Consider the following 18,887-nt stretch of genomic DNA (forward strand, 5'->3'; position numbering starts at 1 on the left):
AAAAATATTAAAGAATTTTGAGCTTTGGATTCTCTAATATTAATTAAGAATGACAATTGGTAGATTATGTTTGGGATGATAAAAGTATATAGAAAAAAATATGAATGTTAAAAAAAGCCCAACTTTTCTACGAATGAATTTATTTAATCGATGAAGTGCACAATTTTATTTAAAATAAAAATTGAAAGAAAACAATTGCTAATAAAAATCTAATTCTGAACCACTTCAAATTCTAACAGCATTGTAAACAAATCGTTAGGGAAAGGGAAATTTACTTAGATAATGGAATTTAATTAAGAAGCTCCGCTTTCATTATTTTAGTTATATCCATAAAAAAAGCCTTCGTTAATAACGAAGGCTTTTTACTTTAATATAGTATGCAACTTATCTTTTTATTACTCTTAATGTTTTGATTCCGTCGCCCTGAGCTACGACAACATTGTATATTCCTGTTGGATAATGCTCTCCTAGTTGTAGGTCTCCTATTTCTTCCAAAGTAGTATCTCTTTGCTCCATCAGTTTACCCATCATATCGTATACTGATATTACTATTTTATCCGCATTTGGAGTACTCATGCTAATCTTAAAAGTCTCGATGTATGGATTGGGATAACTTACCGCAGTCATCTTTGCTGAATCACAATCTCTGTAGAATACAATTTCAGGTGAACTGTAAGCTGCAGAAATCTCACAATTTCCATTCATAAATTTAGCTCTGTAATAAATTTTACCAGGAACGGCGTCTGTCACTGTATAACTAGGTCCACTTGCCCCATCAATAGCTTCATAATCTGAAGACAACGGTGCAAAATTCGAATTCAACGGCATCACTGCTCTTTCCCAAGTAATACTACCTGCAGAATATCCTGATTTTACAGTAAAAGTCTTAATCGATGAAGTACAAATTGGAGATCTTGCCGAACCTGATGCTGTAGAGTTATTAAGGTTTTTCGGAGTTGGAGCTCCATATATAGTAACTGTTACTAATGTTCTTGGGCTTTCAACTGAATTTACCGTTTGTGATACATAATAATTCCCATTTGACAAAACCGTATTTGACGATAATGCAGTCCCCCCACTTGCACTGGTATACCATTTCAATGAAGTTCCGGTTGCAACCAAATTTGAAACTGTAGATGCACTACAGAAACTTTGGGCTGTTGCTGTTGGAGCCGAAACAGTTGTTGTTGTATTCACGGTCACGGCAACCAGTTTTCTCAAACTTTCACAAGAATTCAATGTTTGTGTCACATAATAATTACCTGTTGCTAAAGCTGTTGTAGAAGCCAAAGCTGTACCGCCTGTAGCCACATTATACCATTTTAATGAAGTTCCGGTTGCAACCAAATTAGCAACGGTAGCTCCGGTATTAAATGTTTGCGGTGAAGCCGTTGGCAACGCGGTTACATATACCGTTGCGATTACCAATGTCCTTGCACTTTCACATGAGTTTAAGGTTTGTGACACATAATAATTACCCGTAACCAAAGCTGATGTCGATGCCAAAGCGGTTCCTCCTGTAGTTACCGTATACCATTTCAACGAAGTTCCGGTTGCTGCTAAATTGGCAACTGTAGCACTATTACAGAAATTTTGCGATGAAGCTGTTGGCGCAGCCGTTACATTTACTGTAACCGATACTGCTGTCCTGGCACTTTCAACTGAATTTACAGTTTGCGATACATAATAAGTTGCTGTAGTCAAAGCTGTAGTCGAAGCCAAAGCTGTTCCTCCACTTGCAACATTATACCATTTCAATGAAGTTCCGGTTGCAACCAAATTGGCAACCGTAGCCGAATTACAGAATGTCTGCGGCGAAGCCGTTGGCGCACCGGTAACAATATTAATAGTTACTGAAACTGCTGTTCTGGTACTTTCACAACCACTCAAGGTTTGTGACACATAATAAGTTCCTGTTGCCAAAGCAGTAGTCGAAGCCAAAGCTGTTCCTCCTGTTGACGCAGAGTACCATTGTAAATTGGTTCCGGTCGCAGCCAAATTAGCTACTGTAGCACCACTATTAAATGCCTGTGCCGATGCGGTTGGTGCCGGTGTTGCATTTACCGTTACCGAAACTTGTGTTCTTGGGCTTTCACAACCGTTCAAGGTTTGTGACACATAGAAGAATCCTGTAACCAAACCTGTTGATTGTGGTAAAACATTTCCTCCCGAAACAAGGTTGTACCATTTAAGGTTAGTTCCTGTAGCAACCATATTTGATATCATCGCACTACCGCAGAATGACTGTGACGATGCTGTTGGTGGTGGAGTTACATTTACAGTTACTGTAACAGCAGTTCTTGCACTCTCACATGAATTCAAAGTTTGTGATACATAATAAGTAGCTGTTGATAAAGCTGTAGTTGATGCTAAAGCTGTTCCTCCTGTTGACGCCGAGTACCATTGTAAATTAGTTCCGGTCGCAGCCAAATTAGCCACTGTACCCGAATTACAGAATGTCTGAGCCGAAGCCGTTGGCGTCGCAGTAACATTTATAGTAACTGCAACTGTAGTCCTGGCACTTTCAACTGAGTTTACAGTTTGTGATACATAATAAGTAGCAGTAGTCAAAGCCGCGGTCGAAGCCAAAGCTGTTCCTCCTGTTGCAGACGTATACCATTGTAAGGCAGTTCCGGTTGCTTCTAAATCAGCCACTATAGCTGAATTACAAAAAACCTGTGCAACTGCGGTTGGTGCTCCCGGTATCGCATTTATCGTAACAGAAACTGCTGTTCTTGTACTCTCACAACCATTTAAAGTCTGAGACACATAATAGGTTCCTGTTGATAAAATCGCGGTCGAAGCCAAAGCTGTTCCGCCAAGAGCTGTCGTGTACCATTTTAAGTTTGTTCCGGTTGCTACCAAATCGGCAACATCCGCGCCATTATTAAAGGTCTGTGCCGATGCCGTTGGAGCTGCTGTATTATTTATAGTTACTCCAATAATTGTCCTTGCACTTTCACATCCATTCAATGTTTGTGAAACATATAAAATCCCTGAAGTTAATGTTGTAGTTGATGCCAAAGCGGTTCCGCCTGTTCCAACAGTAAACCATTGAATGTTAGTTCCGGTTGCTACCAAATTAGCTACCGTTGCTCCACTGCAGAAAGTTTGCGATGAAACTGATGGCATTGGAGTATTATGTACCGTAATTGAAACCGGAGTCCTTGCACTTTCGATTGAGTTTACCGTTTGAGAAACATAATAAGTTCCGGTTGATAAAATCGTAGTCGAAGCCAAAGCTGTTCCACCTGTTGCAACATTATACCACTTTAAATTTGTTCCTGTTGCTACCAAATCGGCTACATCTGCACCACTACAAAAAGTTTGTGCCGAAGCCGTTGGTGCTCCCGGAGCCGTATTAATCGTAACAGAAACTGCTGTTCTTGCACCTTCACAACCATTCAAGGTCTGAGACACATAATACGTTCCTGTTGATAAAATCGTAGTCGAAGCCAAAGCTGTTCCGCCTGTTGCAGAAGTGTACCATTGCAGGTTTGTTCCTGTTGCAACCAAATCAGCTACATCAGCCCCACTATTAAAAGTCTGCGCCGACGCCGTTGGAGCAGCCGTAGTGTTTACAGTAACTGATACTGCTGTCCTTGCACTTTCTAATGAGTTTATGGTTTGTGAAACATAATAAGTTCCTGTCGATAAAATCGTAGTTGATGCTAAAGCTGATCCACCTGTTGCAACATTATACCATTTTAAGTTTGTTCCTGTTGCTACCAAATCGGCTACATCTGCACCACTACAAAAAGTTTGTGCCGAAGCCGTTGGTGCTCCAGGAGCAGTATTGATGGTAACGGAAACCGCAGTTCTTGTACTCTCACAACCATTCAGTGTCTGAGACACATAATAGGTTCCTGTTGATAAAATCATAGTCGAAGCCAAAGCTGTTCCGCCTGTTGCAGAAGCATACCATTGCAGGTTTGTTCCTGTTGCAGTCAAATCAGCTACATCAGCCCCACTATTAAAAGTCTGCGCCGAAGCTGCTGGAGCAGCTGTTACATTTATAGTAACTGATACTGCAGTCCTTGCACTTTCCAATGAGTTTACAGTTTGCGAAACATAATAGGTTCCGGTTGATAAAATCGTAGTTGAAGCTAAAGCTGATCCGCCTGTTGCAACATTATACCATTTTAATGAAGTTCCGGTTGCCACTAAATCGGCAACATCTGCACCACTACAAAAAGTTTGTGCCGAAGCCATTGGTGCTCCAGGAGCAGTATTGATGGTAACGGAAACCGCAGTTCTTGTACCTTCACAACCATTCAAGGTCTGAGACACATAATAGGTTCCTGTTGATAAAATCGTAGTCGAAGCCAAAGCTGTTCCGCCTGTTGCAGAAGCATACCATTGCAGGTTTGTTCCTGTTGCAGTCAAATCAGCTACATCAGCCCCACTATTAAAAGTCTGCGCCGAAGCTGCTGGAGCAGCTGTTACATTTATAGTAACTGATACTGCAGTTCTTGTACTTTCTAATGAGTTTACGGTTTGTGAAACATAATAAGTTCCTGTTGACAAAGCTGTAGTTGATGCCAAAGCTGTCCCACCTGTTGCAACACTATACCATTTTAACGCTGTTCCGGTTGCTACCAAATTGGCAACAGTAGCCGAATTACAGAATGCCTGTGCCGATGCTGTTGGTGCTCCAGGAGCTGTATTAATCGTAACAGAAACTGCTGTCCTTGTACTTTCACAACCATTTAAGGTCTGAGATACATAATACGTTCCTGTTGATAAAATCGTTGTTGAAGCCAAGGCTGTTCCGCCTGTTGCAGAAGCATACCATTGCAGGTTTGTTCCTGTCGCAATTAAATCTGCAACATCAGCTCCACTGTTATAGGTTTGCGCTGATGCTGTTGGCGCAGCTGTAGTGTTAATAGTAACAGTAACTGAAGTTCTTGAACCTTCACATGAATTCAATGTCTGTGATACATAATATGTACCCGTCGCTAAGGCTGTAGTTGATGCCAAAGCTGTTCCGCCCGTGACCGATGAATACCATTTTAATGAAGTTCCGGTTGCAACCAAATTAGCAACACTTGCAGCATTACAAAATGATTGGGCTGCAGCAGTTGGAGCCGCAGTAACATTTACAGTAACCGATACTGCTGTTCTTGAACTCTCTAATGAATTTACAGTTTGAGATACATAATAAGTTCCGGTTGACAATGCTGTAGTAGAAGCCAAAGCTGTCCCGCCTGTTGCAACATTATACCATTTTAAAGCGGTTCCGGTGGCTACCAAATTGGCAACGGTACCCGAATTACAGAATGTCTGTGCCGATGCTGTTGGTGCTCCCGGAGCGGTATTGATAGTAACAGAAACTGCTGTTCTTGTACTCTCACAACCATTCAGGGTCTGAGACACATAATACGTTCCTGTTGATAAAATCGTAGTTGAAGCCAAGACTGTTCCGCCTGTAGCTGTAGTATACCATTGTAGGTTAGTTCCTGTTGCAATTAAGTCTCCAACATCTGCCCCACTGTTATAGGTTTGTGCTGATGCTGTTGGAGCTGCTGTAGTGTTTATAGTAACAGCAACTGAAGTCCTTGAACTCTCGCACGAATTCAATGTTTGTGACACATAATAAGTCCCTGTTGCCAATGCTTGAGTTGATGACAAAGCTGTTCCTCCTGTCGCAATAGTATACCATTTCAATGAAGTTCCGGTTGCTACCAAATTGGCAACGCTGGCCGAACTACAAAATGACTGGGCAGATGCTGTTGGTGGAGTTGTAGTGTTTAAGGTTACTGCAACTGTAGTTCTAGAACTCTCGCAAGAATTTAATGTTTGTGAAACATAATAGTTTCCTGTAGTTAAAGCTGTAGTCGATGCTAAAGCTGTTCCGCCAGAAGATACATTGTACCATTTCAATGAAGTTCCGGTTGCAACCAGATTGGCTACTGTAGCTGTGCTGCAAAATGTTTGAGCAGTTGCTGCCGGCGCACTCGTTGTGTTGATTGTCACTGAAACTGCTGTTCTTGAACTTTCAACTGAGTTTACCGTTTGTGATACATAATAAGTAGTTGTAGTTAAAGCAGTAGTGGATGCCAAAGCTGTTCCTCCTGTAGCAGCTGCATACCATTGTAGTGCTGTTCCTGTTGCAACCAAGTTGGAAACGGTAGCTGCATTACAAAATGATTGTGCCGATGCTGTTGGTGCTGAAGGTGTTGAACCACCTGTTCCTGTTGCAAACGTAATGGTTGTAGTTCCTGTACCTGTGTAATTTGAAGCCCCAATTGTATAAGACATTGATGCTCTTACTTCGGTGGGAGTACCTGAAATGACTCCGGTTGAAGTATTGAAATTCATTCCCGTTGGTAAAACCGGTGAAATAGCAAAAGGGTCTACCGAAGTAATTTTACGGATACGTTGTGTGTAAGAATCGGCAACATAAACATTTCCTGAGGCATCAGTTGTTACACCTACCGGAAAATAAAAACCAGCTACATTCCCTATTCCATCAACAAACTCGCTTGAGCCGCTTCCTGCATAGGTACTTACTAATCCTGTGCTTGTTATTTTTCTAATAACGGAATTGTAATAATCTCCAATATAGAAATTTCCAGACCCATCAATAGTGATTCCGATTGGGTTATTAAAATAAGCCGCTGTTCCCTGGTCATCTGAATATCCTGCAAAACTACCCGCAAAAGTACTTACTGTACCGTCTGTTGCAATTTTTCGGATTCTGTTATTTGTTGTGTCAACAATGTATAAAATACCTGTTGTGTTATCAATAGCAATCCCTTGTGGATTTTTGAATCTTGCTGTAGTTGATGGTCCATCTGCATAACCTGAAAGGATATATCCTGCAACTGTAGTTACCGCTCCCGATGTGCTGATTTTCCTGATACGGTGATTTTTTGTATCTGCAACATAAATATTACCCGCAGTATCAACTGTCAAGCCATAAGGGTTATTGAATTTTGCAGCTGTTCCCTGTCCATCAAGATAACCAACAGTCCCGTCACCCGCAATGGTAGTTACTACTCCGGAAGGTGTAATTTTACGGATACGGTTGTTGAAAGTATCTGCAACATAAATATTGCCAGAAGCATCAAGGCACATTCCTTTTGGATTATTAAAATAGGCAGCTGTTCCTGTACCGTCTGCATATCCAGTACCCACATTCCCAACAAATGTTGATACAATCCCATTGGCTGTAACTTTTCGTATACATGAATTAAAATCATCAATAACATAAGTTATCCCCGATGATGTTACGGCAACTGCAACCGGACTATTAAACATAGCCATTGTACCGCTTTGTCCATTTTCCAAACCACGTGTTGCGCTTCCTGCATAGGTTGAAGTATCTCCTGCGCTGGTAACTTTTCGGATACAGTTATTTGCACCATCGGCAACAAATGCATTACCTGAAGCATCTATTCCAAGTCCTTCCGGATATTTAAATGTAGCTGAAGAACCAGCACCATTTACAGCACCAAAAGCTCCGGTACCTGCTAAAGTGGTAACTGCACCTGAACTTGTAATTTTTCGAATACGGTTGTTGTTGTAATCAACAACTAAAATGTTATCGGAAGCATCAACTGCTATTGCACGTGGAGCATTAAACTGGGCCGCCGTACCTTGTCCGTTTACCATTCCCGGGCTTCCACTACCGGCAATCGTAGTTACACTACCTGAAGCAGATATTGCACGGATCCTATTGTTTGAAGCATCGGTTACATATATTATCCCTGAGCCGCCTATCGCAACTCCAACAGGATTATTAAATCTTGCAGCAGTTCCCTGTCCATCAAGGTAACCTGCGGTTCCGTCACCAGCAATTGTAGTAACAACACCTGTGCTTGATATTTTTCTTATACGATTGCTGTTTGCATCAGCAACATAAACATTACCAGACGCATCAACATCCAAGCCTTTCGGAGCAGCAAATAAGGCATTTGCACCTTGTGCATCCAAAAAGCCCGAAGTAGTTTCCTTACCTGCTAAAGTTGAAACAACTCCAGCTTGAGTAATTTTCCTAACAGAATAAGAATTCGCTTCAGTAACATATACATTCTCTGAAGCATCAACAGCTATTGAATAAGGAGTATTAAATTGTGCTATTGAAGCTGCACCATTTAAAAATCCAGCCACTCCAGAGCCTGCAAATGTGGTTACATAACCTGAAGCCGTGATTTTACGAATGCAGTGATTTTGGCTGTCAGCAATATAAATATTACCCGAAGCCGCAATTGCAACACCTGTTGGAGCGTAAAATTTAGGAGAAGCTGTACTTCCATCTGCGAAACCAGACGTTCCACTACCTGCTATTGTAGTAACATTGGTTCTATCTAGAGGCGCGCCGCCACCAACTGTAGGTGTTAGTGTAGGCATTGCTGTATTTGTTGTGTAACTACTTTGAACTCCTGAGTAGGATATCGTTGGAGCTTGTGCAAAAATTAGTGAATTGCATAACAATACAAAAAGCAATAAATTCCTTTTCATATTTAAACATCCAATATTGTGTAGTTTTGTCTCTAAAAAAATGTAATTATCTATAGTTACATTTATCATTCTAACTAAGTTAAAATTTGGGTATTTAATTCTTTCCATATTCCGATTTGGTATTGCAATGATATATAATTTTTATTTTTTAAATGCTTTCTAATCAAAAGATTGGAAAAATTTAACATTGAATTTTTGTAGGTTTTTTATTAAAAATTATTTATCAATAGTTATTAACAAAACATTGTTTTTATTATAATCTATTTTTTTTAACATTAATTATGAAAATATGTGCTTTATATTTGGCTTTTAATTAATGATTTCTTAAAAAAATAACACAAAATCAAAATCATAAAGCCGAAGAAAATTCATCTAAAACTACTTTTAGTCTATGAAAAGTAAATTTAATCGATGAACTACATCTTTTTTTTATTAGTAAGATTTTTACCGTTAATTTTAAAAGTATCATTTTTACGAATAAAAAAACACACTCTTTTCTTATTAATATAATTCCTGTAGGTCAAGTATTTGAAAGAACGTTTTTATATTGATTTCAACAAAACAATATTATCAATTTTATCGACAAAACAACAAATAAAATCGATGAAATACATATTTTAACTTATAATTAGGGAATTTTTCCTATTTTCTACGGTTTCCCGTAATAGGTTTTAAGCCCGGTATTTGGTCCTGACTGTCAGCGGGTTCAATTTTTAATCATCTAAATCAAACCTCAATAGGTATTGTTTAACCAACAAAACCTTGTCGGAATATCGAATATATATGACTCAACCTTTTGGAAATAATGATTTTCCGTTAAGGCATAAAAAAACCTCTTCGTTTCCGAAGAGGCTTTCTCAAGTTAAAATTATTAACCCAATCTATTATCTCTTAATAACCCTTTGGGTTCTGACCTCAGTACCTTGAGTTATGATAACATTGTAGATTCCAGCAGGATAGTTGTTACCCAATTCAAAACTGTCAATATCTGACATTCTTAAAGTGCTGGTGTCAATGGTTTTTCCTAACATATCATAAACCCTGATCTGGATATCTTCTTCGCTTGCTGATTTAACATCTAGTTTAAAGTTGGAAGTAAAAGGATTAGGATAGATGGCCATGTCTACAGAACTTATTTGTTTTCCACTAGGAAGCGAACAATTTCCGGGCGCTGGAGTATTATCTTCACATCCTCCAAGAGCATCTATTGTACCCGCACTTGGTGCATAAAGTACATTATTCACATAGCTTCCAAAAGTATAGGTACTTTTATTATCTGCTCCCGTATATACCGCTCCAATTATGGATTTTACATCATATTTAAGCGACACTATATAAGTTGCACCAGCAGTTGCTCCGGTAACGGCATATTTAGCTTCTGTACCACCATTGAGCATACTTCCCGCAAAACTAACATTACCACAAGAAGCATTAGTCAATCGAATCTGTTGCGCATTCTGGATAGTAAACAATTTATTTAAATCCCCATCATTGGTTTGTTTTACATTTATTGTAAAGCTCGATGATGGAGCAACAACACTTGCATAATAGAAGAATACTCCCGGAATGGCATTGTTTACCGTACGGCCACTAAGCTTAGTACACACATTATATAGTCCGGTTGCGGTTCCTGTTACATAATTACAGCAAGTAGTCTGTGTAGGGAATATATGGCTTACGATACATGTTCCTGTTGAAAAAGTAGCCTGGCAGGTTGTTGGCTGCCCACAAGAATTCGAATAACTGAAAGTTACTGTTTTCGATCCTCCACAAGCTGGAGGCGCTCCTGTACTATTATTGGTTAAAGCTCCTCCGCAACCTCCACTTCCAGATGCTGTGGCCAACCAAGCGGCATATGCAGCATCAACTGAAGCCTGGGTTTGTCCGCCTGGAATTGATTGATTTGTTGGACATGTCAATGTCACTGCTGGCGATGAAGGAACCGTAAATGTTGCCTGACAGGTTGATGTTAATGGAACACACGAGCTGGTATAAGTAAAAGTAACAGTTCTTGATCCTCCACACGCAGGTGGAGCTCCAGTATTGTTATTTGATAAATTACCTCCACATCCACCATTTCCAGATGCTGTTGCCAACCAAGCTGTAAATGCAGCATTAACAGCCGCTTGTGTTTGACAGGCAGATGTTGTTAGGTTTCCTGGGCAGGTCAACGAAACACTTGGAGCTGCACTAACCGTAAATGTAGCCTGGCAGGTTGTTGATAATGGTGCGCATGAACTGGTATAAGTAAAAGTAACTGTTGTTGAACCCCCACAAGCTGGTGGTGCTCCAGTATTATTATTTGACAAATTACCATTACAGCCACCATTTCCTGATGCTGTCGCTAACCATGCAGTAAACGCAGCATTAACAGCCGCTTGTGTTTGACAAGATCCGGTGGTTGTGTTAACCGGACAAGTCAATACCACTGCAGGCGGAGCCGGAACCGTGAAGGTTCTGGTGCAGGATTGCGATTGCCCACAATCATCTGTAACGGTCCAGGTAACATCCGTACTGCCTCCACATCTTGCTGGCGGAGCTGGATTTAAAGGTGATCTGGTTGAAACAGAATTTGTACCTCCTGAAAAACTAAATGAAGCTAACCATGCATTAAATGCTGTATTAATTTGATCCTGAGTCAGGCAGGGATTTGTCGTTGTTTGAGGCGGGCAATTCAATAGAATTGGATTTGCGGGTGGTGTCGTAATGGTTTCAGAGATGTTTGTAACGCATTCCTCTGCTGACATTACACTAACCGTATAGGTAATTCCCGCTTCGCTTCCCGGAAGTCCAGGGAAAATCCCATCGAAATTTGTTGGACCACTTGGCAAAAGCGTATAGCTGTAATTTCCAATATCTGAAAACTGGCCAACAACTGTTAGTGTTGAAGTTCCACCGGCACAGGTAATAGGTGTATGCGAAGCCGTTGCAGCAACTTTTGAAATTGATACTGACTTGCTACATTCACAAATTGTATTTGGTGAACTTGAAATGTTAACTACATCCAACTGCAAGTTAAATTCCGGAGTTGAACTTCCTGGGAAAACTACCAAAGTTTGTGTAGTTTTATTCAAACCTGCATTATAAACCACATTACCAAAAGTTCTGATAAAAGCTCCAGAACTATTTGATGGGAATGAATACGTAAAATTTAAATTAGTCGTCGCATTCAAAAGATTGGGCGCACCACTTCGGGCAACTTCCACATTGATAATAATGTCTCCTGAAGTATCATTAGGATCTGCGACTGCACAAGCTTCAAGTGGCCCTATAAGATTACAGGCCGGCACTAAAGTCCCCTGTGCAAAAGATATCTGGGAAAAGAATCCCATGAACAATAATAAAAACAAACTGCAACAACAACTTGTGCGTTTGTTCAAATTTAATAAAGTCGAATTTTTCATGTATTTAATATTTAAAGTTGGTTAAAGGTTTCCTATTGAAACTGATTTGATGCAGGAACACGTTTTGCTTGCGCCTCTTGAATCGGGTGGATTGATAACGGTAAGCTTTATATTGAACGTTCCGTTCTTGTTACCGGGATTTATGGTCATATTGGGTAGTCCATTTTGGGAAGCAAAAGAAGCAGCAGAGGTATTTGATTTAAATTCCCATCGGTAAATTGTTCCCGGCACTGTCCGCAGGGTTTCCGAATTGATGGTGAAATTTTGGCCTCCATCCCTTAATCTTCTGGCTTCTAAAACACCATTAAGATTGCATGCAGGCTGCTGTGCCAGTAAAACGTTAGTAAACAAAAAGAATACTACAAGTAATCGATAGTCTCGAATATGGAAATACCCGAGGAAATTCAGTAAGATACTTTTTTTCATAATGGTTATGTATTAGGATTATACCACATTATGAGAAGGTTAGTTTAGTATTTTCAGGGATAATACTAAAGAGTCTTGGAACTCTATTTAAATGGTTAGTAAATAGGTAATTAGCTCCATTAAAAAAAGAGCCTATCAAATGTATACACATTTAACAATAAATGTTAAAAAATGCATAATTATTGTATGAAGTGTTAATTTTTATCGACAAAATGCACACTGTTAACATATTTCGTGCATTTTGTCGATTTTAAAATTAGATTATAAATCCAGTTTATAAGTCCGCCTTCTTTTGAAGGTTACCGGATCAAAATGTTTCCACATATTATGTATGGCGTGGTTGTCCTCGAGCTCAGGAGTCCTAATGCAGTTTTGAATCCCTTTTTGCCTGAATGTGATATTGTATTCACTGAAAATGATAGCAGTTACACCTTTGCTCTGGTATTCGGGATCGATCCCGATTAAGTAGAAAAGCACATCCTTGCTGTTGTTTTTTGCTTTTAACAAATGGTAAAATCCGAAGGGGAACAATTTCCCTTTTGCTTTTTGCAATGCTTCAGAAAAGCTGGGCATCACGATACTGAAAGCAATCATATTATCATCTTTATCCATAATGAATTTGATATATTCGGGATTGATGAAACTGATGTATTTCTTTTTGAAATATTCCTTCTGCGCATCGGTAATCGCGACAAAAGAAGACAAATCGGCATAACTTGAATTGAACAAATCAAACATCTTGTCTACATAAGGCATGATGTCTTTGGTTTTGGTAAAGTTAACCGGCGTCAACTGATACCTCTTTTTTATAAGCTCATTCGGCTTGATAAAGAATTCTGTTTTGACATTAGACATCGGAAACCTGTTTTCAAGATATTCCTTTTCCTTGACATAGCCCAGCTTTTCCAAATGCTCTTTGTAATACGGATAATTATACCAGGTAATCATCGAGCCTATTTCGTCAAAACCTTCAGTAAGTACGCCAACCTTATCGAGATTGGAAAAGCCCATCGGCCCTTCAACATATTCGAGGTTATTTTTTTTGCCAAATTCGTAAACTTTTTCAAGCAGTGCTTTGGTCACTTCAATATCATCGATAACATCCCACCAGCCAAAACGCACTTTCTTTTTTTGTTGCTTATTCACCTCATCCCAGTTGATGATAGCGGCAATCCTTCCCACAATTTTATTGTCTTTGTAGGCCAGATAGAAATGCGCATCCGCAGAAGCAAATACCGGATTTTTGGATTTATCAAAGGTTTCCATCTCATCGTTAATCAATGGTGGAACCCAATAAGGGTGATTTTTATACAGTTCAAACGGGAATTTGACAAACGCTGTAAGCAGCTCTTTGGTATTGGCTTCGACTATGGTAATCATTTATTTTGTCTTTTCTAATTCTACTTCGTCTTTGCGTTTTTTGCCTTTATCCCTTTTGGATTTTTTGTCTTTCTTTTTATCCTTTTTGTCGTTTTTTATTCGTTTGTAATTGGTCTCCCAATTGTCATCAAAACGCCACGACATTCCAACATTGGCTCCAACCAAAGACGGCGTATCCTTAACATTCTTATTCAGTGAAGCATCCAATTGGATATTCTCCCGGACTAAATAAGCAGCGCCCAATCTCAATATGGTGTCTGCATAATAATCACTTTTATAACCTTGCAACTCAATAAATCCGGACCATCGCATATTGAAACCTCTGGTCATTGTTGAAATAATCCCTAAACTTGGATAATCAGTTCCGTATTTGTCTGCGATGAAATTATTTACCCAAACCCATCGCGTCCCAAAATGATGCTGGGTAATAACCATAATTTTCGGGCTAATCGCCTTATCTGAAGGAAAGGTAAATGGATTTTTTCCTATTTTCAAATTGAATCCGCCATACACTGCAACAGCAGGAATGAACTGCTTCCAGCTAAAACTGTGATTGGCTTTCCAACTGTATAAATTCGGTTTTTCCTTTTTTATGAAAGGATCATAAACCAAATATTTTGCTCCGATGGTAATCTGCTTAAAACCGCCACGCGTATCATTGATCAAAGGCGATTCGTACCAATCATATTGATATTGGGTATTCAAAGCAAACTCAAACTGGTCAAAAAAAGCACCATACCTCACATCGATTTCAGTCCCAAAACCTTTGGCATCATAATCCAATAAATTGTGTTTTTCCTCAATGCCATACAAACCTCCTTCAGCCTGGATGACCGACTTTCCTACCGAAAATGCCGACATGGATTCGCCCGGCCTGTTGGAATTGATTATGTCTGTATATTGTGCATAATGAGCCGTCGAAATCATTAGAAAACCAGCTACCAGCAATGTTTTTAGATGCATCATAAGGTTAGGAAATTAAACTTTGAAACTTTGTCTTCCAAAAGTAATATATTTTATCATTTATTTAAGATGTCAAACCGAAATTTAAATTGCGGAAATTAGTATTTTTGACAAAATTATTTTTCACAATGGAAACCGCATCTTTTCAAGGGTTAATCGACGTTATCTTATTCATAATCATATTCTATTATGTTATGAAGTTTTTGGCGCGCCTGTTTTTACCCGCTTTAGCAAAAAAAGCAGTTGAAAAAGCAGCAGAGCAATTTCAGCAGCAGCACCAAAATTATCAAAACCAGCAAAACCAATACACTTCCCAAAATCAAACCAACGAAACCAAACCAAAAGAGAAAAAAATCGTTGGCGAATATGTTGATTTTGAAGAAATAGAATAATTTAGTGCTCAGTTTTTAACTAACCATCAACTGGCAACCTCAGCCATCAACCAAATTAAATGAAGCAACTTCAAAAGTTATATCCGCATCTATTAGCCATCATTGGTTTTATCATTATCTCATTAGTTTACTTCTACCCTGTCATCCAGGGCAAAAAAATATACCAGTCCGATATTGCAAAATACACCGGAATGGCCAAGGAACAAATCGATTTCAGGGCGGAAACACACACTGAGCCTTATTGGACCAACTCCTCTTTTGGCGGAATGCCAACCTACCAATCCGGAGCCAATTATCCTAATGACTACATCGGAATGCTGGATAACGCGATTCGGTTCCTGCCGCGTCCTGCCGATTATTTATTCCTTTACTTTTTAGGATTTTATGCATTAATGCTGGTCTTTAGGGTCGATCCGCTCAAAGCGTTTTTTGGCGCACTCGCCTTTGGATTGTCAACATATTTAATAGTAATCATTGGTGTCGGGCACAATGCCAAGGCACATGCTATTGGCTATATGCCGTTTGTTGTAGCCGGATTTATTTTGGTCTTCAGCAAAAGATACCTGCACGGCGGAATCCTCACCATGCTTGCCGTCGCACTCGAAATTACGGCAAACCATTTCCAGATGACCTACTATCTGCTATTGCTTTTGATAGTAATGGGATTCTTTTTTGTGTACCAATTGTACCAGGAAAAGGATTTGAAATCATTGCCAAAAATACTAGGAACCTTTGCAGTTGCAGTGGTATTGGCTGTTGGTGTCAATGCCACAAGTTTAATGGCAACTAAAGAATACACTGATTTCAGTACGCGTGGCAAAAGTGAACTGACCTTCAATACCGATGGCTCCAAAAAAGAGGCCAACATTGCAATGGACAGGGAATATATCACCGAATACAGCTATGGTATTTTGGAGAGTTTAAACCTGTTTTCACCAAGATTATTTGGTGGCGGAAGCAATCAAAAACTCAACGAGGATTCGCATGTTTACAATTTCATGCTCAATTATGGAGCGTCACCTGAAGAAGCTAAGCAACTCACAGAAAATTACGCTGTGGTTTATTGGGGTGGACAGCCTCAGGTAGCAGCACCAGCCTATATTGGCGCTGTTGTTTTCTTTCTTTTCGTATTGGCTTTATACCACGACAAACGCAAAATAAAGTATGCATTCCTTGCCGGAACCATCTTTTCATTGCTGCTTTCATGGGGTAAAAATTTATCGATACTAACCGATTTCTTTATCGATTATGTTCCAATGTATGACAAATTCAGGGCGATTTCATCCATACAGGTTTTACTGGAATTGTGCGTTCCAGCTTTGGCAATCATGGGATTGCAGTCGTTCTTTACCGATGAAGAAAACCGCTGGAAAAGCTTATGGAAAACCGGAGCGACAACTTTAGGAATCATTCTCCTGCTGTTTGTATGCAAAGGCATGTTCCATTTTGTTGGGGATATCGACAGCCAGTTAATCGAAGCATTGAAACAACATCCTGATAAAGCTTTCGGACCACAATTCATTGACGCTTTGCGCGAAGACAGAAAAGACCTGTATTCAGCCGATTTATTGCGTTCCGGATTTTTGATTGCAGCTTCATTTGGAATTCTATACTTCTATACCAAAAATAAATTGGCCGCCAATAATGCTGTCATCCTGATTGGAGTTTTCATGGTTGGTGATTTGTTTTTTGTAGATAAAAATTATGTAAGCAATGATGGGGAGCAATTCAGAAGTGCGCAGGAAGTGGATATGCCGTATCAGCCAACACAAGCCGATTCACTGATATTGCAGGACACAACCAATTTCAGGGTATACGAAGTCGCAGGCGGAATTTACAGCCCGCGTTCGTCTTATTTCCATAAATCGATTGGTGGTTACAGTGCCGTAATGCCAAGGCGTTTCAAGGAAGTTTATGAGTTTGAAATAGCACCAAGCATGAACGATTTGGGAAGCATCATCGACCCAAAAACACTTTCACTTTCGAAAAGCATTCCGGTGATTAATGCATTCAACATTAAGTATTTGATTGTTGGTACCGAAAAAGGCGACATTCCAATTGTCAATCCATTTCACAATGGCAACGCGTGGTTTGTGAAAGAACTGAAAAAAGTAAATTCGGCAGATGAAGAGATTAAGCAATTGGGCAAAATTGAAACCAAAGATGTGGCGGTAATAGCTCCAATTAAAATAGATGCTTCAGCCTCAAATGGATCAAGAGGAGGAAATAATAATTTTGTGAGAGACAGTTTGGCTACTATTAAACTTGATTTATACAAACCAAATCATCTAATGTATACTTCAAATAACGCCAATGATGGTTTTGCAGTCTTCTCTGAAATTTATTATAAAGATGGCTGGAATGCTACTATTGATGGAAAAGTTTCCCGAATTTATAAAGTGGATTACACTTTACGTGGAATGGATATCCCTAAAGGCAGACATACCATCGAATTCAAATTTGAGCCTCAGGTTGTAAAAACAGGAAGCACCATTGCATTGATTAGCTTTATCATCATGGTTTTGGCAATCATTGGCGGAGTTTATTTAGACAATCGAAAAAAGACCTAATGCCGGAGCCAAAAAAACTTTTAATCATCACGTATTACTGGCCGCCAGCTGGTGGACCCGGAGTACAGCGTTGGTTAAAGTTTGTCAAATACCTGCCTGATTTTAATGTGCAGCCGATTGTCTACATTCCTGAAAATCCAACATACCCAATCATCGATAATGGTTTGGTCAGCGAGGTTTCGGAAAAGGCTGTCATCCTTAAAAATAAAATCACCGAACCTTATGGTTTGGCATCTTTTTTTGGCAAATCCAAAACCAAAAAAATCAGTTCCGGAATCATTCCGAATCAAAAGAAACAATCCTTTTTGGAAAAGGCACTGCTTTGGGTTCGTGGCAATCTGTTCATTCCCGATGCGCGTTTCCTCTGGGTGAAACCTTCGGTCAGCTATCTGAAAAAATACATTCAGGAAAATAATATTGACACCATTGTAACCTCAGGTCCGCCGCATAGTTTGCATCTTATCGGTTTACAATTAAAAAAAGATTTAGATGTAAAATGGTTCGCCGATTTCCGCGATCCGTGGACAACGATTGGGTATCACAAAGCTTTGAAATTGTCCTCTTACGCCGAGAAAAAACACAAGGCTTTAGAGAAAGAAGTCCTGAATTCGTCTGACACGATTATCGTTACTTCCAAAACTACCAAAACCGAATTTGAAGCGCTGACTTCAAAACCCATTGAAGTCATTACCAATGGTTACGACGTTGAAAAAGTGGAAAAACAATCGCTTGATGAAAAATTTACTTTGGCGCATATTGGTTCGTTTTTATCGGACAGGAATCCTAAAATACTTTGGCAGAGCTTACAGGAATTGGTTTCTGAAAATGTCGATTTCAAAAATGATTTCCGTTTGAAACTGATTGGCGCCACAAGCCAGGAAGTTTTGGATTCCATATCAGAATTTGGGCTAAATGATTATATGCAGAATCTGGGTTACCTTTCACACAAGGAAGCGGTGGAACACCAAAGAAAATCGCAGGTTTTATTACTCATCGAAATCGATTCTGACGATACCAAAAGCATCATTCCGGGCAAACTTTTTGAATATATGGTTTCCGAACGGCCTATTGTAGCCATTGGCCCTAAAGACTCCGATTTTGCCGAAATCATTACTTCGACAAATACAGGCGTTTTCTTTACCTATGACGAAAAAGAAGCGTTAAAAGCCCAGCTTTTGAAATATTATCAGGAATATCAAAACCAAAATTTAAATGTCAATGCGGTTGGTTTGCAAAAGTATTCGAGAAAGAATTTGACTGAACAACTGGTAGAAATCATCTCATAA

Annotated in this window: 8 protein-coding genes; 3 read left to right on the forward strand and 5 right to left on the reverse strand. The window is 39.5% G+C overall.

What is annotated here, in order from left to right; all coding sequences use genetic code 11:
- Positions 1 to 384 precede the first annotated feature (384 nt).
- The 5 genes from L1S31_RS00505 to L1S31_RS00525 form a co-directional block, all read right to left on the reverse strand.
- A complete protein-coding gene (locus L1S31_RS00505; RefSeq protein WP_236460290.1) occupies positions 385 to 8,466 on the reverse strand; it encodes an Ig-like domain-containing protein in 8,082 nt (2,693 codons plus the stop codon).
- Between the two features lie 884 nt (positions 8,467 to 9,350).
- Positions 9,351 to 11,798: a T9SS type A sorting domain-containing protein gene (locus tag L1S31_RS00510; RefSeq protein WP_236460291.1), complete on the reverse strand. Its 2,448-nt coding sequence runs from the start codon at positions 11,796 to 11,798 to the stop codon at positions 9,351 to 9,353.
- A gap of 93 nt (positions 11,799 to 11,891) precedes the next feature.
- Positions 11,892 to 12,296: a hypothetical protein gene (locus L1S31_RS00515; RefSeq protein WP_236460292.1), complete on the reverse strand. Its 405-nt coding sequence runs from the start codon at positions 12,294 to 12,296 to the stop codon at positions 11,892 to 11,894.
- Between the two features lie 261 nt (positions 12,297 to 12,557).
- A complete protein-coding gene (locus tag L1S31_RS00520) occupies positions 12,558 to 13,676 on the reverse strand; it encodes a GTP cyclohydrolase (protein ID WP_236460293.1) in 1,119 nt (372 codons plus the stop codon).
- Complete coding sequence (locus L1S31_RS00525) at positions 13,677 to 14,642, reverse strand: transporter (protein ID WP_236460295.1); 966 nt, start codon at positions 14,640 to 14,642, stop codon at positions 13,677 to 13,679.
- A gap of 125 nt (positions 14,643 to 14,767) precedes the next feature.
- Between L1S31_RS00525 and L1S31_RS00530 the strand changes: the two genes are divergently transcribed.
- From L1S31_RS00530 to L1S31_RS00540, 3 genes are read left to right on the forward strand one after another with little or no spacing between them, the layout of a single operon-like run.
- Entirely contained in the window at positions 14,768 to 15,031 is a 264-nt protein-coding gene (locus tag L1S31_RS00530) for a DUF4834 family protein (RefSeq protein ID WP_236460296.1), read from the forward strand.
- 59 nt (positions 15,032 to 15,090) lie between these two features.
- Positions 15,091 to 17,601, forward strand: coding sequence for a YfhO family protein (locus L1S31_RS00535; protein WP_236460298.1), 2,511 nt, complete (start codon positions 15,091 to 15,093; stop codon positions 17,599 to 17,601).
- Entirely contained in the window at positions 17,601 to 18,887 is a 1,287-nt protein-coding gene (locus L1S31_RS00540) for a glycosyltransferase family 4 protein (RefSeq protein ID WP_236460300.1), read from the forward strand. The genes L1S31_RS00535 and L1S31_RS00540 overlap by 1 nt, the downstream gene beginning before the upstream one ends.

The organism is Flavobacterium wongokense, assembly GCF_021608265.1.
Classification (GTDB): Bacteria; Bacteroidota; Bacteroidia; order Flavobacteriales; family Flavobacteriaceae; genus Flavobacterium; species Flavobacterium wongokense.